Annotated in this window: 22 protein-coding genes; 7 read left to right on the forward strand and 15 right to left on the reverse strand. The window is 74.5% G+C overall.

The window, feature by feature from the left end:
• Positions 1-15: 15 nt before the first annotated feature.
• The 11 genes from ACIBSW_RS10950 to ACIBSW_RS11000 are packed head-to-tail and all read right to left on the reverse strand — an operon-like array spanning position 16 to position 9216.
• Positions 16-861 (reverse strand): CoA ester lyase, encoded by an 846-nt coding sequence (locus ACIBSW_RS10950; RefSeq protein WP_354725704.1) that lies wholly within the window; start codon positions 859-861, stop codon positions 16-18.
• Positions 858-2021, reverse strand: a complete 1164-nt coding sequence (locus ACIBSW_RS10955) for an acyl-CoA dehydrogenase family protein (protein WP_354725706.1) — start codon at positions 2019-2021, stop codon at positions 858-860. The genes ACIBSW_RS10950 and ACIBSW_RS10955 overlap by 4 nt, the downstream gene beginning before the upstream one ends.
• The gene (locus ACIBSW_RS10960) at positions 2011-2358 is read right to left on the reverse strand and encodes a zinc ribbon domain-containing protein (protein ID WP_354725708.1); all 348 of its coding nucleotides are present in this window, start codon (positions 2356-2358) and stop codon (positions 2011-2013) included. Before ACIBSW_RS10960 ends, ACIBSW_RS10955 begins: the two co-directional genes overlap by 11 nt.
• Positions 2355-3473 (reverse strand): thiolase C-terminal domain-containing protein, encoded by a 1119-nt coding sequence (locus ACIBSW_RS10965; RefSeq protein WP_354725710.1) that lies wholly within the window; start codon positions 3471-3473, stop codon positions 2355-2357. Before ACIBSW_RS10965 ends, ACIBSW_RS10960 begins: the two co-directional genes overlap by 4 nt.
• The gene (locus ACIBSW_RS10970; RefSeq protein WP_354725712.1) at positions 3470-3856 is read right to left on the reverse strand and encodes a MaoC/PaaZ C-terminal domain-containing protein; all 387 of its coding nucleotides are present in this window, start codon (positions 3854-3856) and stop codon (positions 3470-3472) included. The genes ACIBSW_RS10965 and ACIBSW_RS10970 overlap by 4 nt, the downstream gene beginning before the upstream one ends.
• A complete protein-coding gene (locus ACIBSW_RS10975) occupies positions 3843-4304 on the reverse strand; it encodes a MaoC family dehydratase N-terminal domain-containing protein (protein ID WP_354725713.1) in 462 nt (153 codons plus the stop codon). Before ACIBSW_RS10975 ends, ACIBSW_RS10970 begins: the two co-directional genes overlap by 14 nt.
• Positions 4301-5275 carry a RidA family protein gene (locus ACIBSW_RS10980; protein ID WP_354725715.1) on the reverse strand — a complete coding sequence of 325 codons (975 nt, stop codon included), beginning with the start codon at positions 5273-5275 and terminating at the stop codon, positions 4301-4303. Before ACIBSW_RS10980 ends, ACIBSW_RS10975 begins: the two co-directional genes overlap by 4 nt.
• Positions 5272-6552: an MmgE/PrpD family protein gene (locus ACIBSW_RS10985; protein WP_354725717.1), complete on the reverse strand. Its 1281-nt coding sequence runs from the start codon at positions 6550-6552 to the stop codon at positions 5272-5274. The genes ACIBSW_RS10980 and ACIBSW_RS10985 overlap by 4 nt, the downstream gene beginning before the upstream one ends.
• Entirely contained in the window at positions 6549-7748 is a 1200-nt protein-coding gene (locus ACIBSW_RS10990; protein WP_354725719.1) for a CoA transferase, read from the reverse strand. The genes ACIBSW_RS10985 and ACIBSW_RS10990 overlap by 4 nt, the downstream gene beginning before the upstream one ends.
• The gene (locus ACIBSW_RS10995) at positions 7745-8752 is read right to left on the reverse strand and encodes an LLM class flavin-dependent oxidoreductase (protein WP_354725721.1); all 1008 of its coding nucleotides are present in this window, start codon (positions 8750-8752) and stop codon (positions 7745-7747) included. The genes ACIBSW_RS10990 and ACIBSW_RS10995 overlap by 4 nt, the downstream gene beginning before the upstream one ends.
• Positions 8752-9216 (reverse strand): MaoC family dehydratase, encoded by a 465-nt coding sequence (locus ACIBSW_RS11000; RefSeq protein ID WP_354725723.1) that lies wholly within the window; start codon positions 9214-9216, stop codon positions 8752-8754. Before ACIBSW_RS11000 ends, ACIBSW_RS10995 begins: the two co-directional genes overlap by 1 nt.
• 76 nt (positions 9217-9292) lie before the next feature.
• Between ACIBSW_RS11000 and ACIBSW_RS11005 the strand changes: the two genes are divergently transcribed.
• Positions 9293-9988 (forward strand): hypothetical protein, encoded by a 696-nt coding sequence (locus ACIBSW_RS11005; RefSeq protein WP_354725725.1) that lies wholly within the window; start codon positions 9293-9295, stop codon positions 9986-9988.
• 2 nt (positions 9989-9990) lie between these two features.
• Here the strand turns inward: ACIBSW_RS11005 and ACIBSW_RS11010 are convergent, their stop codons facing one another.
• Genes ACIBSW_RS11010 through ACIBSW_RS11020 form a run of 3 tightly spaced genes read right to left on the reverse strand, consistent with a single transcriptional unit; the run spans position 9991 to position 11484 of the window.
• Positions 9991-10275: a CopG family transcriptional regulator gene (locus ACIBSW_RS11010; RefSeq protein ID WP_354725726.1), complete on the reverse strand. Its 285-nt coding sequence runs from the start codon at positions 10273-10275 to the stop codon at positions 9991-9993.
• Complete coding sequence (locus tag ACIBSW_RS11015; protein WP_354725743.1) at positions 10272-10610, reverse strand: hypothetical protein; 339 nt, start codon at positions 10608-10610, stop codon at positions 10272-10274. The genes ACIBSW_RS11010 and ACIBSW_RS11015 overlap by 4 nt, the downstream gene beginning before the upstream one ends.
• A gap of 58 nt (positions 10611-10668) precedes the next feature.
• Positions 10669-11484 (reverse strand): IclR family transcriptional regulator, encoded by an 816-nt coding sequence (locus ACIBSW_RS11020; protein ID WP_354725728.1) that lies wholly within the window; start codon positions 11482-11484, stop codon positions 10669-10671.
• A 167-nt stretch (positions 11485-11651) separates the two neighbouring features.
• Here ACIBSW_RS11020 and ACIBSW_RS11025 point away from each other — a divergent pair, with 167 nt between their 5' ends.
• From ACIBSW_RS11025 to ACIBSW_RS11050, 6 genes are read left to right on the forward strand one after another with little or no spacing between them, the layout of a single operon-like run.
• On the forward strand, positions 11652-12728 hold the full coding sequence (locus tag ACIBSW_RS11025) for a flavin reductase (RefSeq protein WP_354725730.1): 1077 nt from the start codon (positions 11652-11654) through the stop codon (positions 12726-12728).
• Positions 12729-12734: 6 nt separating this feature from the next.
• Positions 12735-14009, forward strand: coding sequence for an acyl-CoA dehydrogenase family protein (locus tag ACIBSW_RS11030; RefSeq protein WP_354725732.1), 1275 nt, complete (start codon positions 12735-12737; stop codon positions 14007-14009).
• Positions 14006-15439: an aldehyde dehydrogenase gene (locus tag ACIBSW_RS11035; protein ID WP_354725734.1), complete on the forward strand. Its 1434-nt coding sequence runs from the start codon at positions 14006-14008 to the stop codon at positions 15437-15439. The genes ACIBSW_RS11030 and ACIBSW_RS11035 overlap by 4 nt, the downstream gene beginning before the upstream one ends.
• Complete coding sequence (locus ACIBSW_RS11040) at positions 15436-16308, forward strand: isocitrate lyase/PEP mutase family protein (RefSeq protein WP_354725735.1); 873 nt, start codon at positions 15436-15438, stop codon at positions 16306-16308. The genes ACIBSW_RS11035 and ACIBSW_RS11040 overlap by 4 nt, the downstream gene beginning before the upstream one ends.
• Positions 16305-17459 (forward strand): NAD(P)/FAD-dependent oxidoreductase, encoded by a 1155-nt coding sequence (locus ACIBSW_RS11045; protein ID WP_354725737.1) that lies wholly within the window; start codon positions 16305-16307, stop codon positions 17457-17459. Before ACIBSW_RS11040 ends, ACIBSW_RS11045 begins: the two co-directional genes overlap by 4 nt.
• Positions 17456-18859, forward strand: a complete 1404-nt coding sequence (locus ACIBSW_RS11050; RefSeq protein WP_404799298.1) for an aldehyde dehydrogenase family protein — start codon at positions 17456-17458, stop codon at positions 18857-18859. Before ACIBSW_RS11045 ends, ACIBSW_RS11050 begins: the two co-directional genes overlap by 4 nt.
• Here the strand turns inward: ACIBSW_RS11050 and ACIBSW_RS11055 are convergent.
• Entirely contained in the window at positions 18847-19128 is a 282-nt protein-coding gene (locus ACIBSW_RS11055; protein ID WP_354723085.1) for a Dabb family protein, read from the reverse strand. The genes ACIBSW_RS11050 and ACIBSW_RS11055 overlap by 13 nt on opposite strands.
• Between the last annotated feature and the right edge of the window lie 79 nt (positions 19129-19207).

Consider the following 19207-nt stretch of genomic DNA (forward strand, 5'->3'; position numbering starts at 1 on the left):
GTCTATGATTGACGGTCAGGCCTCACCGGTCCCGGTGGCCGCCAGGGTGCGGCGGGCCTCGCGGACGACGGCGAGGTCGACCATGCGGCCGGTGGCGTCGAGGCAGACTCCCCCGCCGGCGGCTTCGAAGCGGGTCACCAGGTCACGCGCCGCCGCCAGTTCCTCGGCCGTCGGTGTGAAGACCTCGTTGACCACGGGTAGCTGGGCGGGGTGGATGCAGGCGCGGCCGCGGAAACCCATCCGCTTCAGCGCGATCGTCCCGCGGCGCAGCCGGTCGAGGTCGCGGAAGTCGGTGGTCACGGCGGCGGCCGGCGGTTCGATGCCGGCCGCGGCGGAGGCGAGGACCACCGCCGAGCGTACGAAGAGGAGCTCGCGCTCGTCCTCGCCCGGGGTGACGCCGAGCTCGGCCGCCAGGTCGGCCTCGCCGATCTGCAGGCGGCGCACCCGCGGCGCCGCGGCAAGGGCCGGCGCCGCCAGGATCGCGCTCGCCGTCTCCAGCAGCGGCACCAGGTCGACGCCGCCCGGGCGCAGGCCCGCCGCCCGCTCGGCCCGGTCCAGGACGGCCGAGAGCTCGGCGAGCCCGCCTACCGTGTCGGCCTTGGCGACGGTCAGCCCGCGCAACGCGGGGCAGACCACCGCCCGCGCGTCGTCGAGGCCGGCGTCGCCCGGATTGACGCGGACGTGGACCGGCGCGCCCGGCGGCAGGGTGCGCAGCCAACCGGCGACCGCCTCGCGGGCGGCGTGCTTCTCGGCCGGCGGCACCGCGTCCTCGAGGTCGACGATCAGGGCGTCCGCGCCGCGGGACAGTGCCGACGTCAGCATCCGCGGCCGGTTGCCCGGCACGTACAGGTAGGACCTCATCCGATCGTCGCCGCGCCGGAGAGCAGCGCGCGGGCGATCACGATGCGCTGGATGTCGTTGGTGCCCTCGCCGATCATCATGAGCGGTGCGTCCCGGTACAGGCGCTCCACCACGAACTCCTTCGAGTAGCCGTAGCCGCCGTGCACCTGCATCGCGGTCAGGGCGCAGCTCGCCGCGGCCTCCGAGGCGAACGCCTTCGCCATGCCGGCCTCCATGTCGACCCGGTGTCCGCCGTCGGCGCGCGCCGCGGCCCAGTACACGAGCAGCCGGGCCGCCTGCACCTGGGTCGCCATCTCGGCGATCTTCAGCTGGATCGCCTGGAAGTCGCCGATCTGCCGGCCGAAGGCGCGGCGCTGGCCTGCGTAGCGCAGCGCCTCGTCGTACGCGGCCTGCGCGATGCCCAGCGCCCGGGCCGCCACGTTGATCCGCCCGGTCTCCAGGCCGGAGAGGACCTGCTGCATGCCGCGCCCCTCCACCCCGCCGAGCAGGTTCGCGGCGGGCACCCGCACGCCGTCGAGCAGCACCTCGCACGACTCGGTGCCCCGGTAGCCGAGCTTCGGCAGGTCGCGTTCGACGGTGAAGCCCGGCGTGCCGGCGTCGACGAGGATGACCGACATGCCCTGGTGCGGGGGCGTGGCCGACGGGTCGGTCTTGCAGAGCACCGGCAGGGGATCCGCGTGCCGCGCGTTGGTGATCCAGGTCTTCCGGCCGGTGATCACGTATTCGTCGCCGTCGCGTGCCGCGACGGTGGCGATGCCCTGCAGGTCGGTGCCGGCATCCGGTTCGGTCAGCGCGATTCCGGTACGCCGCCGGCCGCTGGCCAGGTCCGGCAGGTAGCGCCGCCGCTGGTCCTCGGTGCCGTGCCGGGCGATCAGCCAGCAGGACAGCGAGTGGCTGCCGAGGATGCCGGCGACGCCCATCCACCCCTTGGCGATCTCCTCGAACACCAGGGCGAACGAGACCATGTCGGCGCCGAGCCCGCCGTACTCCTCGGGGACGGTGAGCCCGAACAGGCCCAGCTTCCGCATGGTCTCGACGATCTCGGCCGGGTAGCGGCCGGAGGCCTCCCACTCCTGCGCCACCGGCCGGATCTCCCGGTCCACGAAGTCACGCAGCACCTCCCGGAAGAGGCGCTGCTCGTCGCTGAGCTCAAAGTCCATTGTCGGCACTCCGGAATACGGGCAGGTGACGCCCGTCGGGCAGGGCCCGCCAGGCGAGTCTGACGGGCTGGTCGCAGGCCGGGTCGTCGAGGCCTTCGAGGTGGGTGAGCAGGATCGGGCCCTCGGTCAACCGCACCCGAGCGAGGGTGTACCGCTCCACGGTCGTGAAGCTGTCGATCGTGCCCGTACCGGCGGCCGCCACGAAGTCGAGGCGGTCGCCGCCGCAGCCGGTGCAGAGCGGCCGCGGGTAGTGCTGAAATCTCCGGCAGTCCAGGCAGCGTTGCAGCAGCAGGCGACGGTCGCGGGTCGCCTCCCACCAGGCCTCGGCGTCGGTCATCGGTCGACCCCCAGGATCACGGTGGCGTGGCTGGAGAAGATGCCGCCGGTGCCGTGCACCAGGGCCGTACGGGCGCCGGGTACCTGCCGGTCGCCGCACTCGCCGCGCAGCTGGCGGACGGCCTCGACCAGCAGCAGGACGCCGAGCTGACCGGGATGGCAGTAGGCCAGCCCGCCGCCGCCGGTGTTGTGCGGTACGGCGGCGCGCAGGCCCTCGCCGGGCGCGGCGAAGCCCAGTGCCTCCAGGCCGAGCGGCACCGAGATCGTGAACGAGTCGTACAGCTGGATGACGTCGATGCCGGCCGGCGTGAGCCCGGCCCGGGCGTAGGCCCGCCGCCCGGAGTCGACGGCGCCGGTGCGCAGTAGGTCGGGCGCGGTGGCCATGCCGGTGTGGGTCAGCGACTCGCCGTAGCCGAGCACGGTGACGGGCGGCCGCGGCAGGTCGCGGGCGCGGTCGGCCGAGGTGAGCACGACCGCGCCGCCGCCGTCGGTGACCAGGCAGCAGTCGTGCCGGCCCAGCGGTGTCGAGATCATCGGGGCGGCCAGCACGTCGTCGATCGTGAGCGGGCCCTTGCCGTACGTCCAGGCCGCCGGGTTGCGCCGCGCGCGCTCCCGCGCGGCGACCGCGACACTCGCCAGGTCCGCGCGGCCCAGCCCGTAGGTGTGCAGGTAGCGCTGGGCGACCATCGCGTAATAGGAGATCGGGTAGAGCGGCCGGTAGGGCGCCTCGAAGGCCGCCTCCGGCGTGCCCTCCTCCACGACCCCGGTCAGCGTGCGGGACCGGGCGGAGCGCTGGTTCGACGCGTACGAGATGAGCACCGTCGTGCACTGCCCGGCGGCGATCGCCTGGGCCGCCCGGGCGACGTACATCTCGAAGACCGCGCCGCCGGCGAAGGTGGAGTCGCACCACGCCGGCCGGATGCCCAGCCAGTCCGCGAGCTGGGTGGCCGAGAACCGGGAGATCCCGTTGGTGGCCAGGCCGTCCACCTCGGACAGCGCGATGCCGGCGTCGGCCAGCGCCCGCGTGACGGCCTGGCTCTGCAGCTCCAGCACGCTGCGGCCGGTGAGCCCCAGGTCGCACTCGGCCGCACCGACGACGGCGACGGCGGCGGTCATGGCAGGCGCACGGTGGCGGAGGCCGGTGCGACCGCGAGGCGGCCGTCGTCGACCACCTCGACCCGGAGGTCCAGCTCGGCCGTCGCGGCGTCCAGGCGTCTCGGCTCGCCGAGGCAGCGGATCGTCTCGCCGGCGAAGACCAGGCTGCGGAAGCGGAACGACAGCCCGGTGATGACCGCCGCGGTGCCGAACCAGCCGCGCAGGGCGATCGCCAGGTAGGCGCCGAAGACCTGGCCGTCGACCACCGGGCGGTCCAGGCCGCGCTCCGACAGGTATCCGGCGTCGTAGTGCAGGCGGTGCCAGTCCCAGGTCGCGCCGGCGTAGGCGATCATGTCGGGGAGCTCGATCGTGCGGATCAGCGGCGGGAACTCAGCGCTCGACATAGATCAGCGTCTCCTCGTTGGTGGCCAGCAGGCGGCCCTCGGAGTCGGTGTAGGCCGCGGTCGAGGTCACCACCAGCATGCGCTTGCCGGCGCCGGTCACCCGCTCGTCCATGCCGGACAGCCGCCAGGTCGCGGTGACGACGTCGTCCGGGCCGATCGGGCGCTCGAAGCGGTACGCGTTGCCGCCGCGCACCAGCCGGGTGCCGGGCACCTCGAGGCCCCAGCCGTGGCCGGCGTAGCCGTCGGGGTCGCGCGGCAGGCCGGCGTACTGGTTGGTCTCGCAGATCAGGGTCGGCGGGGCGACCTCGCCGGCCAGGTGCGCGGGGTCGGTGTCGCCGGTGGCCAGCGCGAAGTACCGGATCGCGGCCCGGCCCAGCGGCTCGGGCGCCGTGTACACGGCCTCCTCCCCGATCCGGGCGGCCAGCTCGGGCGTCAGCAGGCCGCTCATGCCGGCACCACCGCGGGGATCGTCTCCAGCATGAACTCGGGGCGCAGCAGGGCCGAGCAGACCACGGCGGTCACCGCCGCGTTCGGGAAGTGCCGCTCGCGCAGGGCCCGGGTGCGGGGATAGTCGGCGACGGCGTCCGGCGTCACGTACTCGATGAGGCTGGTCACCCGCGAGCCGGACGCGCCGGCGGCGGCCAGCACCGTCTCGATGCTCGCGTAGAGGTACTCCGCCTGCGCGACGAGGTCGCCGGCGTGGAGCGCGACCTGGGTGACCGGGTCGAGCGCGCCGAAGCCGGAGAGGATCAGCTTGTCGCCGGCCCGCACGGCGGGCTTGTAGGTGAGCGTCTCGTAGCGCTCCCACCCGGGGTTGACGACCGACAGCGGCCCGGTCGCCGCGAGCGCGTCGAGGGCCACCCGCGCCCCGGGCTCGACGGGCAGGTCGACCAGGATGCCGGCCGCGCCCGGGTGTACCGGTCCCGGGCCGAGCACGTCCCGGCGGGGCCGCCCGCAGCGCGGATATTCGGCGCGGGTGGCGGTGGCGGTGTAGTCGACGGTCCGCACGAGCGCGGCCGGCGTGAGCCCGGCCAGGTCGAGCAGGGCGGCGATCCGGTCCAGGCACCAGCGGTACTGCTCCCGGAACTCACCCGCCGTCGTGTGCACGCCGGGCAGGTGGACGAGGCCGTCGGCGACGCGCACGGCGTCGGTCCCGCCGGTGAGCAGGGTTCCGCCGCCGGGGTGGGCGCTCACCCCCAGCGCGTACGCCGCGGAGCTGCCGACGACCGCCTCGACCGGCACCCGGGAGACGGGCACCCGATGTCCCGCGAGGGCGATCCGCCGGGCCGGGGCCAGGCTGAGCACGGGGCTGGTCACGTACTCGGTGAGGTGCACGATGTCGCCGACGCCGAGCCCCGCCTCGGCGAGCGCGCCGGCGAGGGCGGGGTACCCGGCGACGGCAGGCAGGTGGACGGTCACGGTAGGCACCCTTCGATCGCGTCGAGCAGGTCGCTCGCGGTGGCGCCGGCGTCGACGGCCGCGAACACGGCGTCCGCGCGGGTGCCGAGGTTGGCGGCGGCCTTGGCGCGGACGTCGGGCGCGGCCGGCCGGTCCACGACGGACCGGCGGCCGTCGGCCTCGACGACCCCGGGTGCCCGCGCCGGTACGTCCGCGCCGGGCGCGGCGACGACCTCGATGCGGGCGGCCAGCGCGAGCAGGTCGGCGCGGTCGAGGCGGTCGAACGTGTCCAGGCCGACCCGGCCGTCGAGCAGCATGGCGGCCACGCAGAAGTAGACGCTGAACTTCGCCTCGTAGGCGCTGCGCGGGCGGCGCTTCTCCGGGCCCGCGATGATCGGCACGGCGCCGGGGTGCAGGGTGACCGTCACCCGGGCGGGTGCGGTGCCGGCGAACGACCGGGCCGCGTCGAGCGAGGCGTGCGAGAGCTGACAGCACGGGTACGGCTTGACGGCGATCCGGGTGGTCTCCCAGCCGTCGCCGAACAGCACCTCGCGGTCCGGCTCGCGCCCGGCGAGCGCCCGGTACAGGCCGTACTCGCCGTCCAGGGCGCTGGACGGGCCGGTCGCGCCGGCGGCGGCCAGCCGGGCGGCGAGGATGCCGTTGGCCACGGCCGTGCCGGGGTGCAGCTGCTTGGTGCTCGCCGGGCTGTGCAGGAACTCCAGCAGGCCGGAAGCTCCGCTGGCCGCGATGCCGATGGCGGCGGTCATCGTCGGCGCGGGAAGTCCGAGCAGGTGCCCGGCGGTGACGGCGGCGGCCACCGGGCCGCAGATCGAGGTGGCGTGCAGGCCGCGCGCGTGGAAGGCGTGCGGCGCGGCCGCGCCGAGCCGGCAGACCGTCTCGAGGCCGGCCACCAGCGCGGTCAGCGTGGCGGGCCCGGACGCGCCGACCTGCTCGCCCACGGCGAGCGCGACGGGCACGGTGACCGCGCCGGCGTGCACCAGCCCGCCGGGGTGGGTGTCGTCGAAGTCGAGCGCGTGCACGGCGACCGCGTTGCCGAAGGCGGCCGCGACCGCGCCGACCCGAACACCCGTGAAGAGGCGGGCCTCGGGCGGGCCGCCGAGCGAGGCCGCGACGGCCAGCGCCGGGTCGGCCGCGGAGCGCCGGATGCCGGCCACCGCGCAGCCCAGCGCGTCGATCAGGGACCGCCGTGCGGCGTCGACGACGTCCGCCGGCAGGTCCTCGAACTCCAGGGCGGCCGCGCGCCGGGCAAGAAGCGCGGCTGCGGGCGTACCCGTCATGGCTTGTCCTCGCCGAAGGCGCCGGCGGAGCGCAGCGACGCCAGGCGGGCCTCGTCGTAGCCCAGCAGGTCCGCGACGTAGCCCAGGTCCTCGCCCCGGCGCGGCGCCCGGCGGTAGGCCGGCGGTTCGTCGCCCACCCGGACCGGGGAGGCGACCTGCCGGACCGTGCCGTAGTGCGGGTGGTCGGTCTCCACCACCAGGGCGCGGGCCAGCGTGTGCGGGTCGCGCAGGGCGGCGGCCACGTCGTTGACCGGGCCCGAGGGCACGCCAGCCGGCTCCAGCAGGGACAGCCACCGCGCCGAGGTGCGGGTGGCGAACGCGGCGTCCAGCAGGGGCAGCAGCTCGGCGGCGTGCTCGCGGCGGGTGGCGAAGGTGGCGAAGCGCGGGTCGTCGAGGGCGGGCAGGGCCAGGACGCCGACCAGCCGCCGCCAGAACTTCTCCTTGGCGCAGCCCACCACGATCCAGCCGTCGGCGGTGGCGAAGACCTGGAACGGGACCAGGGACGGGTGTGCGGAGTGGTGGGTGCGCCCCGGCGTGAAGCCGGCGTTGAGGTGCCACGCGGCGGGGTAGGTGAGCATGGCGATCGCGGTGTCGAACAGGCTCACGTCGCAGTCCATGCCGACGCCGTCGCGGCGGGCCGCGTGCACGCCGGCCAGCAGGGCGATCGCCGCGACGAAGCCGCCGGAGTAGTCGACCAGGGACAGGCCCGACTTGGTCGGCGGGCCGCCCGGCTCGCCGGTCAGTTCCATCCAGCCGGCCAGGCCCTGCAGGATGTAGTCGTAGCCGGGCTGTTCCGCGCGCGGGCCGGTCATCCCGAAGCCGGTGAGCGAGCAGCAGACGATCGCCGGGTTGAGGTGGCGCAGCCGCGGGTAGGTGATCCCGATCTTGGCGGGCACGTCGCCGCGCAGGTTGGAGTAGACGGCGTCGGCGTTGCGCACCAGGTCGTCGAAGACGGCGCGGCCGGCCGGGGTGGTCAGATCGAGGGAGAGCGAGCGCTTGCCGCGGTTGAAGGTCTCGAAGAACAGCGAGTCCTCGCCGTGGTTGTAGGGCGGCACGTAGCGGCCGACGTCGCCGCCCGACCGCGGCTCCTCGATCTTGATGACCTCGGCGCCCAGGTCGGCCAGGTGCACCGAGCCGAACGGGCCGGCGCCGTACTGCTCGACCGCGATGATCCGGATGTCGGCGAGTGGTCTCACGCCATGCTCCCGACCAGCTCGAGGAGGCTCTTCTGCGCGTCGCGCACCTCGTCGGCCGGCAGGCCGTACGACGGCGGGGAGAGTTTGATGGCGTCGGCGAGCGGTGCGTATTCGGCGATGCGGGCGGCGCACTGGGCGGGGGTGCCGGCGATCGTGTACGCGTCGACCATCGCGCCGGGCACCAGGTCGCCGAGGGAGTCGGCCGGGCGGCCCGCGCGCAGCGCCCGGCTCGCCGCCGCGGTGACCTCGCCGAAGCCGTCCACGGCGAACAGCTCCGCATAGGAGCGCACCGAGGCGTAGAAGCCGACCACGTTGGCCGCCCGGCGGCGCGCGACGCCGGCGTCGGCGGCGACCGAGCAGCAGGCGGCGGCCACCACGTCGAAGAGGGCGCGGTCTCTGCCCTGCCGGTCGATGCCGACGGCGAGCGCCGGCCAGATCCGGGTACGCAGCCGGCGCGGCGGGCACAGCTCGTGCGACAGCCAGCCGTCCGCGATCTCGCCGGCGAGCCGGGACAGTCCCGGGCCGACCGCGGCCAGGTAGATCGGCGTCGACGCGCGGACGCCCGGATACGGCCGCCGCCAGCCGCGCACGAGGATCGAGCGCACGCCGGCGTGCGCGATCGGATCGCCGCCGGCCTGCACGGCCCGGACGATCGCGACAGTGTCGCGCAGGCGGGCCACCGGCCGGTCGCACGGCACCTCGTGCCAGTCCTGGTTGAGCCGGCCGACGCCGGTGCCGAGCCCGAGCCGGAACCGGCCGCCGGACAGCTCGTCGAGGTCGGCCGCCGTCAGGGCGGTGAGCATCGCGCTGCGGGCGAAGGCGAGCGCGATCCCGGTGCCCACCCCGATCCGGGCCGTGCCCGCCGCGATCGCCGCGGCCGTCACCGGCGCGCTGCGGTGCAGCTCGGGCGCCCACGCGACGCCCGCGCCCGCGGCCTCGGCGTCGCGCGCCGCGTCGACCAGCTCCGCGAGGCTCTCACCCCACGGCTGCACGTCCAGCCGCATCACGACGCACCGGGGCCGTGGCCCCGGCGGTAGACCAGCATCGAGCGCCGCCAGGTGATGACGTCGACGCCGTCCTGATTGAAGCCGGTGGTGGCGCAGGTGACGATGCCGGCGTACGGGCGCGACCGCGACTCGCGGGCGGACAGCACGGTCGACCTGGCGTAGACGGTGTCGCCGACGAAGACCGGGTTCGGCATCCGGATCTCCTCCCAGCCCAGGTTCGCGAACGCGTGCTGGCTGATGTCGAGCACCGACAGCCCGGTCACGATGGCGACGGTGAGCGTGGAGTTGACCAGCAGCCTGCCGTACGGCGTGCCGGCCGCGTAGTCCGCGTTGAAGTGCGACTGGTTGGTGTTCATCGTCAGCAGGGTGAACCAGGTGTTGTCCGCCTCGGAGACGGTCCGGCCGAACGGATGCCGGTACTCGTCACCGATCGTGAAATCTTCGAAGTATCGGCCGACCATGGTGGCGACGCTAGCCAGGCCGGATCCACATGGTCAAGGGATTGTTTCTCACAGCGAATCAGTGTTTCCATTACGCATGCTCGACGCGTTCCTCTACCTGCACATCGTGCTGATGGTCTTCTGGCTCGGCGGCGACCTCGGCGTCTTCTACTCCAGCCGGTACGTCATCGACCCGGCGCTGACCCCGGCCGCGCGGCTGACCGCCCTGAAGATCATGAGCGGGCTGGACCTCGGCCCCAAGATCTGCCTGATCCTCTTCCTGCCCAGCGGGCTCACCCTGATCTCGCTCGACCCGCACGGCGGGTACGCGTTCGGAATGAAGCTGCTGCCCTGGTGGCTGCTCGTGGCGGCCTGGCTCGGCGCGCTGGCCTGGCTGTGGCTGATGTACACCGACCACCACGAGCCCGGCCGGCACCCGATGATCCGCCGGGCCGACTGGGCGATCCGGTTCGCGGTGATCGCCGCGATGGCCGGCGCCGGGGTGTACACGCTGGTGGCGAGCGAGCCGTTCGGCGTCGGCACCAACCCGAGGTGGCTCGGCGCCAAGGTGCTCTGCTACGCGCTGGCGATCGCGGCCGGCCTCGGCATCCGGCGCACGCTGCGCCCGTTCGGCGCGGCCTTCGCGCAGGTGATGGGCGGCTCGGCCACGCCGCAGACCGAGTCGGTGGTGCGGCGCAGCGTGAACGGCTGCCTGCCGTACGTCTGGACGATCTGGACCTGCGTGCTGACGGCGGGCCTGCTCGGCGTGGCCAAGCCCTTCGCCGACCTGTGAGCCTAGGTGGCGTTCTTCACCGCGATGTCGATGGCCCGGTGCAGGTCGGACCTGCGGATAGTGATCATTTCGTCGGCGACGCTGTCGAGATAGTCCGCGACGATCTCCCTGATCAGCTCGTTGGGGCTGATCCGGCGCTGTTGCGCAAGCGTGAACAGGCGTTCCGTCATCTCGTACGACATGCGCACCGCCTGGACCACTCCCACGCCCCGCGCTCGGTTGTCCGGCTGCGCCGTGGTCCAGTCCCGGTCATCCATGGAGGCGGCGTGTTCGTCGGACCCATTCATGCGGGCTCCCCCTTGATCTGGGCGATTGCATCGATCTCCACGTCGTCGAGGCGGCGGGCCGAAGCGACCGTGTAAGCGTCATCACCGTCCTCGATCAGGGCCACGACGAACCAGGTTCCGCTGCGATCCCGGCCGGCGATCTGCATGGCCGGCCCGAGGTGACGGCGTACCACGCCGTGTGCGTGTATCACCTCGATGACCGACAACGGGCTCACCTCGGCGGCGACCAGGTTGTCATACGTCTCGTCGGTAAAAACATAAACCTCGAAGGGTGTCTCGTCAGCATCATCGAACAGTTGCGACACCTCCACATCGGCGTGACGACGTCCGGACACCAAGGCGCCAACCATAGGCACCCCGTGTTACAGAGCGTGTGGAGAATGTGACAAATGCTCAGATCTGGTAGCCCAGCTGAGCGGAGATGCGCGCGGCGGCGTCGAGCAGGTCGGTGACGACCTGGGAGCCGGCGGCCGGCTTGAAGCGCAGGGCCGGGCCGGCCACGCTGATCACGGCCACCACGTGACCGTCGTGGTCGAAGACCGGGGCGGCGACCGACGCGGCGCCGGCCTGTCGCTCACCCAGGGACGTGGCGTACCCGCGCTTGCGGATCGCCGCGAGGTCCCTGCGCAGCTTCGCGGGCTCGACGATGGTCTTGTCGGTCAGCGCCTCGAGCGGGTGCCGCTGCAGGTAGGCGTCGAGCTCGGCGTCGGGCACCCAGGCCAGGAACGCCTTGGACGAGCCGCCGGCGTGCAGCGGGAACGGGATGCCGAGGCTCACCTCCAGCCGCAGCTCCTGGTCGGGGACGACCTGGTCGGCGTAGAGGCGGGTGTCGCCGCGGCGCAGCGACAGCGTCGCGGTCTCGTGGGTGCGCCCGGAGAGCCAGGCGAGCTCGGGCGCGGCCATCGCGCGTACGTCGGTGCGGGCCAGGTAGGCCCGGCCGAGGGCGACCGCCGCGTGCCCGAGCGCGTAGCGCCGGGTCGAGGTGTCGAGGGTGATCAGGTCCCGGCTGCGCAGCGCGGTGAGGATCCGGTGCACGGCGGCCTTGGTGAGGCCGAGGGCGCCGGCGATCTCGGTGACCCCGAGGTCGGGCTGGTCGGTCCGCCCGAAGTAGAGCAGCACGTCCATGGCCCGCTCGACCGCGGCGACCGAGCGCGACTGGCTCTCGTCGTCGGCGGCCGCGGGGCTCGACGGCACGGTACGGGTGGACACAGCGACACTCCCGGCGTAACGGTATCGGAACAAATCCTCCAGCAGCGTAGCTTGCCATTTCCCTGTGCGAAACGCCGTACCGGCGGCGGTTGACACGACCGGGCGACGCTCGTTACGTTCACGGCAACACCGTTTCCTTCTGCGAAACGGGAAACCGGGAGGGGTACGTGCCGGTCGACAGCGCGACGTTCCGCACCGTCCTCGGACAGTGGCCGAGCGGCGTGTGCGTGGTGACCACCACGGGCGCGCGCGGCGCGCACGGCATGACCGCGAGCTCATTCTCCTCGGTCAGCCTCGATCCGCCGATGGTCTCGGTCTGCCTGGGCAACCACCTGCCCAGCCGGATGCTGCTCGAGACGGCCGGCAAGTTCGCCATCAGCTTCCTCGGCAAGGACCAGGCGCACATCGGCCGCCGCTTCGCGGGGCAGCACCCCGAGATCACCGACCGGTTCGCGGGCCTGGACTGGACCATCACCCCGAACGGCGTACCGGTGCTCAGCGACGCGGTCGCCTGGCTCGACTGCCGGGTCGCGCACGCGTACCCGGGCGGCGACCACACGATCTTCGTCGGCGCGGTGACCGAGGCCGCGACGCCGCGGGCCACCTCACCGCTGCTGTTCCACTCGCGCACCTGGGGCCAGGTCGCCGACCCGCTGCCGCCGGCCATCCACCTCGCGGTGGACGTCGCGCCCGGCGATCCGCTCGCGCGGGCGCTGCGCGACGCCGGCGCCCGGATCCGCCACGACGCCGGCCACGCCGAGTTCCTCGTCGCCGCCGACGGCACCGGCCTGCCCTCCTCGGCGCAGGTCGCCGCCGCCGGGCGGTCCGGCGGCACCGTCGCCGGCTACGTGGCCGACGCCTTCGACCCGGCCCGCGAGCCGCTCGTGCTCGCCACCGTCGAGGCGCTCGCCGCGCTCGGCTGCGACGAGGTCGGCCTCGCCGAGCACCCGGACACCCCGGCGTCGCCGCTGCAGGTCCGCCGCGTGCTGCAGGACGCCATGGCCCGGGCCCGCCCGGCCACCCTGCGCGTGCGGCTGGCCGGCGGGCACAGCCTCGCCCTGGTCAACGCGCTCGTCGCGATGAAGAGCGGCGTCTCGCACTTCGACACGGTCGCCCCCGGCTCCGGCGCCACCGGCCTGCCGCTCGGCGACCTGCTGCACCTGTCCCGCCAACTCGAGGTGTCCGGCCCGATCGACCCGGCCGAGGCCGTCGGCGGCCGCGCCCTCGCCCAGCTCAAGGAGTGACCACCGATGGCCGACCGACTCACCGGTGAAAGACTCCTCGCCGACATGACCGTCGAGGAGAAGAGCCGCGCCGCCCTCGTCGAGCAGGTGCTGCCGGCCCTGCGCGCCAAGGCCGAGGAGGCCGACCGGGACGGCGTGTTCCCGCTCTCGCACATCGCCCTGCTGCGCGACGCCGGCCTGCTCGGCCTGATCGTCCCCGAGGAGTGCGGCGGCCTCGGCGGCACGCTGCGTGACCTCGCCGCGGCCACCTACGCGATGGGCACCGCCTGCCCGTCCACCGCGCTCGCCTACTTCTTCCACAACACCTCGGCCTCCCGCGGCCTGCTGCCGCTGGAGGCGATCGAGGCCGGGCTGTTCGCCGACGGCGAGGTGCCGCAGGTCCGGGCGTTCGCCGAGAAGGTGCTGCGGCTGATGTCCGGCGGCGCCTGGCTCGCCAACTTCGCCAGCGAGTCGGTGAAGAGTTCCAGCGCCAACATCGCGATCGCCACCACCGCGGTCAAGGCCGCCGACGGCTGGCTGCTGACCGGCGAGAAGTCGTTCGGCTGCGCCACCGGGGTCGCCGACTTCTACCTGGTCACCGCCCGCCTGGACGGCAGCGAGACGGCCGACGGCCTGGCCATGTTCCTGGTGCCGCGCGACGCGCCCGGCGTGTCCGAGCGGCCCGAGTGGCAGGGCCTGGGCATGCGCGGCACCGCCAACCACGGCATCCGGCTGGACCAGGTGTTCGTGCCGGGAACCGACGCGCTCACCGTGCCCGGCGCGTTCGTGAAGATGCTGCGGTGCAGCCGGGGCAGCTTCGTCGGCAACCAGCTGGCCATCACCGCCGTCTACGTCGGCTGCGCGCAGGGCGTCTACGACGACACGCTCGACCGGCTGACCCGCAAGACCTTCGCCGACACCGGCCGGTCCATCGCCGAGTCGCCGATGCACCAGGTCATCATCGGCGACATGACCGAGAAACTGGAGACGGCCTACCTCTGGCTGCGCCGGCAGCTGCTGCTGGAGACCTGCGAGCCGCCGATCGCCACCAAGTCCGAGGTGTACGCGCAGTGGCGGATCGCCAAGGGCTCGATCTGCCAGGCCGCGTTCGACGTGGCGATGGGCGCGTTCAAGGCGTCCGGCACCTCCGGCGCGACCATGCACGGGATCGTCGGGCGCGCCGTGCGCGACCTGGCGATGGGCCTGGTCATGACGTTCCCGCCGGAGCGGGGCCGGCTCGAGGCCGCCTCGGTGATCACCAGCGACAAGGCGAACGAGCTGTTCGCGAGCGTACGCGGATGACCAGCGACCTGGTCGCCGGCGACTGGCGGCCCTGCGCGACGCCGGTCGGCATCGACTGGGAGGACCCGGCGACCGGCGCCGTCGCCGGTCCGGCGCTGGGGTCCTCCCCCGAGCGCGTCGAGGCCGCCGTCGCGGCGGCCGCCGAGCTCGGCTCCTGGGAGCTGTCCGATGTGGACCGGGCCGACGTGCTCGACGCCGTCGCGGCGGGCGTCGCCGAGGCTTCGGCGGAGATCGTGGTGCTCGAGGCGCGGGCCACCGGCGTGCCGATCCGGCAGACCCGGCCGCTCGGGATGATCCTCTCCGGCGCGTTCGCCCTCGCCGCCGGCCAGCTCCGGGCCGGCCTGCTGCGCTCGGTCGCCACCCGCGAGGACGGCCGGGAGGTCGTCGTCCAGCGGCTGCCCTGGGGCCCGGCCGCCTGCCTGGTGCCGTGGAACGCGCCGGCGCCGATGGCCGCGCACAAGGCCGCCAACGCCCTCGCGGCGGGCTGCCCCACCATCGTCAAACCCAGCGAGTACGCGCCGTTCGGCACCGAGCGGCTCGCCCGGGCCGTCGCGCGGGTCCTCGATGAGGCCGGTGCGCCCGCGGGGCTGTTCCAGCTCGTGCACGGCGGCGCGGACGTCGGCGGGCGACTCGTCGGCGACCCGCGGATCCGGGCCGTCTCGTTCACCGGCGGCCTCTCCGGCGGGCGGGCCGTCGCGGTGGCCTGCGCACTGGACATCAAGCCGGTGCAGCTGGAGCTGGGCGGAAACAACCCGCTGATCGTGCTGCCGGACGCGGACGAGGCGGTGGCCGCGCGGGCCGCCGCCGACCTGCTCACCACGCTGAACGGGCAGTGGTGCCGGGCGCTGGGCCGCCTGATCGTGCCGGCCGGGCGGGAGCGGGCGATCGTGGACGCCATTCTCGACCGGATCGCCGCGATGCGGGTCGGCGACCCCGCCGACGAGGACACCGACTACGGCCCGCTGATCCACTCCGCGCACAAGGCCGCGGTCGAGAAGGCCCGCGACGACATGGGCGGCACGGTGCACAGCCCGGACCTGCCGGGCGGCGGCAACTTCCTGGCGCCGGCGCTGGTCACCGGCGCGGATCCGGCGCGCACGGTCGACGAGGTCTTCGGCCCGGTCGCGGCCGTGCACGGCTACGCCACCATCGACGAGGCCGTCACCCTGGCCAACGGCACCCGGCACGGCCTGGAGGGCTACGTCGTCGGCGCCGACGAGGACGCCGCGCTGGCCGTCGCCCGGCGGGTGCGGGCCGGCGAGGTCAAGGTCAACGGCTCGTCGATCATGAGCCTGCACCTGTTCACGCCGCGCCCGGCCTGGGGCCTGTCCGGCTACTCCGAGGAGGGCACGGCCGAGACCCTGCGGTTCTTCACCAATCCCCGGGTGGTCGGGGTCGAGGGCGGCTTCGCGCTGCACGGCCGCCCATGACGGGAGCCGACGAGCTGCGGGCGCTGCTGCACGCCGGAGGAGTCACCCACGTGCCCGGCGTCTACGACCCGGTCACCGCCGCCCTCGCCGTGCAGGCCGGGCATCCGGCCGCGCACCTGTCCGGCGCGGCCGTCTCGGCGCTCGCGCTCGGGCGGCCCGACCTCGGCTTCGTGCACGCCACCCAGATCGCCGACCGGGCCGCCGCGCTGGTGCCGGCGCTGGACGGCGCGCCGCTGCTCGCCGACGCGGACACCGGCTACGGCAACCCGCTGCACGCGGTGTGGACGGCGCTCGCCTACCGGCGCGCCGGCGTCGCCGGCCTGCACCTGGAGGACCAGGTGCAGCCCAAGCGGTGCGGCCACCTGGCCGGCAAGGAGGTGATCGACGTGCGCTCCGCGGCTGCCAAGATCGCCGCCGTGGTCACGGAGGTGCCGCAGCTCGCGGTGATCGCCCGGACCGACGCGTACGGCGTGAACGGCCTCGCGGACGCGGTCGAGCGGTGCCGGGTGTACGCGGCGGCGGGCGCGGACGCGGTCTTCCCCGAGGGTGTCGACGAGCTCGACGACCTCGCGCGGCTGCACGACGCGCTCCCCGGCGTACCCATCGTGGTGAACCGCTCCGAGGCCGGCGGCGACCGGCCGGCGGTCCCCGACGCCGACCTCGCCGAGGTCGGCGTCCGCCTGGTGCTGCACCCGGTCGCCGCGCTGCTCGCCGCCCTGCGCGCCGCCTCGCTGGTCTACCGGGCCATCGCCGGCGGTGCCGGCGCCGGTGCGGTGGACCGGCTGCCCTGGGCCGCGTTCACCGCCCTGCTCGGCCAGGATGACGCGCTCGACCTCGACCGCCGCTACGCACCCGGGAGGCCGGCGTGACCCGGATCCTGGTCGCCGGCGCCGGGCCGGTCGGCCTCACCGCCGCGCTCGCCCTGGCCCGCCGCGGCCGGCGGGTGACCGTGCTCGAGGCCGGCGACGCCCTGGCCGGCCAGTCGCGGGCGTCCACGTTCCACCCGCCGACCCTGGAGATGCTCGACGACCTCGGCGTGGCGGGCGAACTGCACGAGCGGGGGCTGATCTCGCCGACGTTCGCCTACCGCGACCGGCGGGCGGGGCTGGTCGCGCTGCTCGACCTGGCCGTGCTGGCCGGGGACACCCGGTACCCGTACCGGCTGCAGTGCGAGCAGTCGAAGCTCACCCCGATCCTGCTCGACCACCTGCTGCGGCACGACGGGTGCGAGGTCCGCTTCGGCTGGCCGGTCGCCGGGATCGCGCAGCGGGCCGGGCGGGTGACCGCGATCGCCGCGGACGGCCGGACGCTCGACGGGCAATGGCTGATCGGCGCGGACGGCGCGCACTCGGCGACCCGGCGCGCGCTGGGCGTCGACTTCGCCGGGATCACCTACCCGGAGCGGTTCATGGTCGCCTCGGTGCACGACGAGCTGACCGGCTGGCTGGACGGGCTCGCCGCGGTCAACTACGTGTACGACCCGGTCGAGTGGTGCGTGCTGCTGCGCACCCCCGACCACTGGCGGGTGCTGCTGCCCACCCCCGACGGCACGTCCGATGCCGCGGAGCTCGAGCGGCTGCCCGCGCGGCTGCTCGGCGTGCACGACCCGGGGCGGCCGTGGCGGATCGCGCACGCCGGCATGTACCGGGTGCATCAGCGGGTCGCGGCGACGTTCCGGGCCGGCCGGGTGCTGCTCGCCGGGGACGCGGCGCACGTCAACAACCCGCTCGGCGGGCTCGGCATGAACTCCGGCATCCACGACGCGGTGGCGTACGCGAACGCCCTGGCCGGCGGCGACGACGCCGCCGTGACCGCCGCGGCGGCCGACCGGCGGCGCATCGCCCTGGAGTATGTGCAGAGCGTCTCGCACCAGAACTACGAGCGGATGCGCAACGCAGACCCGGCGGCCCGCGAGGCGCACCTGGCGACGCTGCGGGCGACCGCGGCCGATCCGGCCCGGGCCCGGGCCGCGCTGCTGAAGAGCTCGATGATCGCCTCGCTGCGCCCGGTGCCGGCGTGATCCGGCGGGAGAACCCGGCCCGCGTCGCGGAGATCGTCGGCGCCGTCGCGCGGACACCGGCCGCCGATGTGGACGCGGTCGTCCGGGCCGCCGACGCGGACTTCCGGCGCTGGGCGGCGACCCCGGTCGACGCGCGCCTCGCGCTGCTCGACCGCGGCGCGGCGGCGATCGAGGGCGCCGTCGGCGAGCTGTCGGTGCTGCTGTCCCGGGAGACCGGCAAGGTGCTCGGCGACTGCCGGGGCGAGCTCGGCTTCGCCGTCCGTTACCTGCGCTGGGTGGTCGAGAACGCGCCGATCGCGTACGCGGACCGCGAGGTCGACGACGAGCTCGGCCGCCTGATCCGGCAGCACAAGCCGTACGGCGTGGTCGCCGCGATCACGCCGTGGAACGCGCCGGTCATCCTCGCCGTCCTGAAGATCGCCCCGGCGCTCGCGGCCGGCAACGCGGTCGTGGTGAAGCCGTCGCCGCTGGCGCCGCTGACCCTCGACCGGGTCGCCGCCCTGATCGGCGGCCCGCTGCGCGTCGTGCACGGCGACAGCGCGACGGGCGCCGCCCTGGTCGGCCACGACCTCGTGCGCAAGGTGGCGTTCACCGGCGGCGCCGCCGGCGGCCGGGCGGTGGCGGCGCTCGCGGGCGACCGGCTCACCCCGGCCGTGCTGGAGCTGGGCGGCAACGACCCGGCGGTGTTCCTCGACGACGCGCCGTTCGACGACGCGGCCATGGACCGCCTGGTCATGGCCACGTTCGCCACCAGCGGCCAGGTCTGCATGGCCGCCAAGCGGCTGTACGTGCCCGCCGCGCGGCTGCCGGACTTCGTGGACGCCTACCTCGCCGCCGCCAGCCGGGTGCTGGTCACCGGCGATCCCCTCGCCGACGGGGTGACCATGGGCCCGGTCATCTCGGCCGCGGCGCGGCGCGCCGCCGGTGCGCTGCGCACCGGCGACTGCCGCGACCTCGGCCGCTTCGACGCCGACGAGGAGGCCGGCTACTTCGTGCGGCCCGCCCTGGTGGTCTCCCCCGACCCCCGCGACCCGCTGGTGTCCGCCGAGCAGTTCGCGCCGGTCGTGCCGGTGCTCGGCTACCACGACGAGGACGCGGTGCTGGCCGCCGCCAACGAGGGCGAGCTGGGCCTCGGCGCGTCGGTGTGGAGCGCCGACGAGGAGCGGGCGGTGGCCTTCGCCCGCCGCTTCGAGGCCGGCTTCGCGTTCGTGAACACGCACAACCGCACCGGGATGAGCCTGCGCGCGCCGTTCGGCGGGGTGAAACGCTCCGGCTGGGGCCGCGAGTACGCCGCGGAGGGCCTGGCCGAGTACGCGCAGACGTGCGTGATCCACGCGCCCGCCGCCTACCGTCCCGGCGCGGGGATCCCGGCCGGCGGTCCCGCCGCCTACCCGGTGTAGTCGACGACCGCCCGGTCGGTCAGCAGCGGGCGCACCCAGGCGCCGAACTCGTGGTGCGCCGGGTGTGCCTGGTACTCCCGCAGGTCGTCGGCGTCCCGGTGGGTCGTGCGCAGCACCAGGTCCCAGGAGACCGCGGTACGCAACTCGTCGATCTGGCAATCCATCGTGCGGATCTGCGGAACGCGGCCGGAGAGCTCTACCAGACGCGACTGTGCCTTGGCAGCATCACTGTCGTCGGCGAACTTCATCATCACCACGTGCACCAGCACTCGTGCCTCCCGACCCCTGTTGCCAACCCCGCCCCCGAGTGTAGTTTTGGGAAACGTCGTTTCGCTAGGGGGAACCCCG

The organism is Actinoplanes sp. NPDC049668 (genome assembly GCF_044465445.1).
Lineage (GTDB): Bacteria > Actinomycetota > Actinomycetes > Mycobacteriales > Micromonosporaceae > Actinoplanes.

What these genes read in the sequence shown, in the direction of transcription:
- ACIBSW_RS10950 (WP_354725704.1), bottom strand. Translation starts at nt 861, where the DNA reads ATGAGGTCCTACCTGTACGTGCCGGGCAACCGGCCGCGGATGCTGACG.
- ACIBSW_RS10955 (WP_354725706.1), bottom strand. Translation starts at nt 2,021, where the DNA reads ATGGACTTTGAGCTCAGCGACGAGCAGCGCCTCTTCCGGGAGGTGCTG.
- ACIBSW_RS10960 (WP_354725708.1), bottom strand. Translation starts at nt 2,358, where the DNA reads ATGACCGACGCCGAGGCCTGGTGGGAGGCGACCCGCGACCGTCGCCTG.
- ACIBSW_RS10965 (WP_354725710.1), bottom strand. Translation starts at nt 3,473, where the DNA reads ATGACCGCCGCCGTCGCCGTCGTCGGTGCGGCCGAGTGCGACCTGGGG.
- ACIBSW_RS10970 (WP_354725712.1), bottom strand. Translation starts at nt 3,856, where the DNA reads ATGTCGAGCGCTGAGTTCCCGCCGCTGATCCGCACGATCGAGCTCCCC.
- ACIBSW_RS10975 (WP_354725713.1), bottom strand. Translation starts at nt 4,304, where the DNA reads ATGAGCGGCCTGCTGACGCCCGAGCTGGCCGCCCGGATCGGGGAGGAG.
- ACIBSW_RS10985 (WP_354725717.1), bottom strand. Translation starts at nt 6,552, where the DNA reads ATGACGGGTACGCCCGCAGCCGCGCTTCTTGCCCGGCGCGCGGCCGCC.
- ACIBSW_RS10995 (WP_354725721.1), bottom strand. Translation starts at nt 8,752, where the DNA reads ATGCGGCTGGACGTGCAGCCGTGGGGTGAGAGCCTCGCGGAGCTGGTC.
- ACIBSW_RS11000 (WP_354725723.1), bottom strand. Translation starts at nt 9,216, where the DNA reads ATGGTCGGCCGATACTTCGAAGATTTCACGATCGGTGACGAGTACCGG.
- ACIBSW_RS11005 (WP_354725725.1), top strand. Translation starts at nt 9,293, where the DNA reads ATGCTCGACGCGTTCCTCTACCTGCACATCGTGCTGATGGTCTTCTGG.
- ACIBSW_RS11010 (WP_354725726.1), bottom strand. Translation starts at nt 10,275, where the DNA reads ATGAATGGGTCCGACGAACACGCCGCCTCCATGGATGACCGGGACTGG.
- ACIBSW_RS11030 (WP_354725732.1), top strand. Translation starts at nt 12,735, where the DNA reads ATGGCCGACCGACTCACCGGTGAAAGACTCCTCGCCGACATGACCGTC.
- ACIBSW_RS11035 (WP_354725734.1), top strand. Translation starts at nt 14,006, where the DNA reads ATGACCAGCGACCTGGTCGCCGGCGACTGGCGGCCCTGCGCGACGCCG.
- ACIBSW_RS11040 (WP_354725735.1), top strand. Translation starts at nt 15,436, where the DNA reads ATGACGGGAGCCGACGAGCTGCGGGCGCTGCTGCACGCCGGAGGAGTC.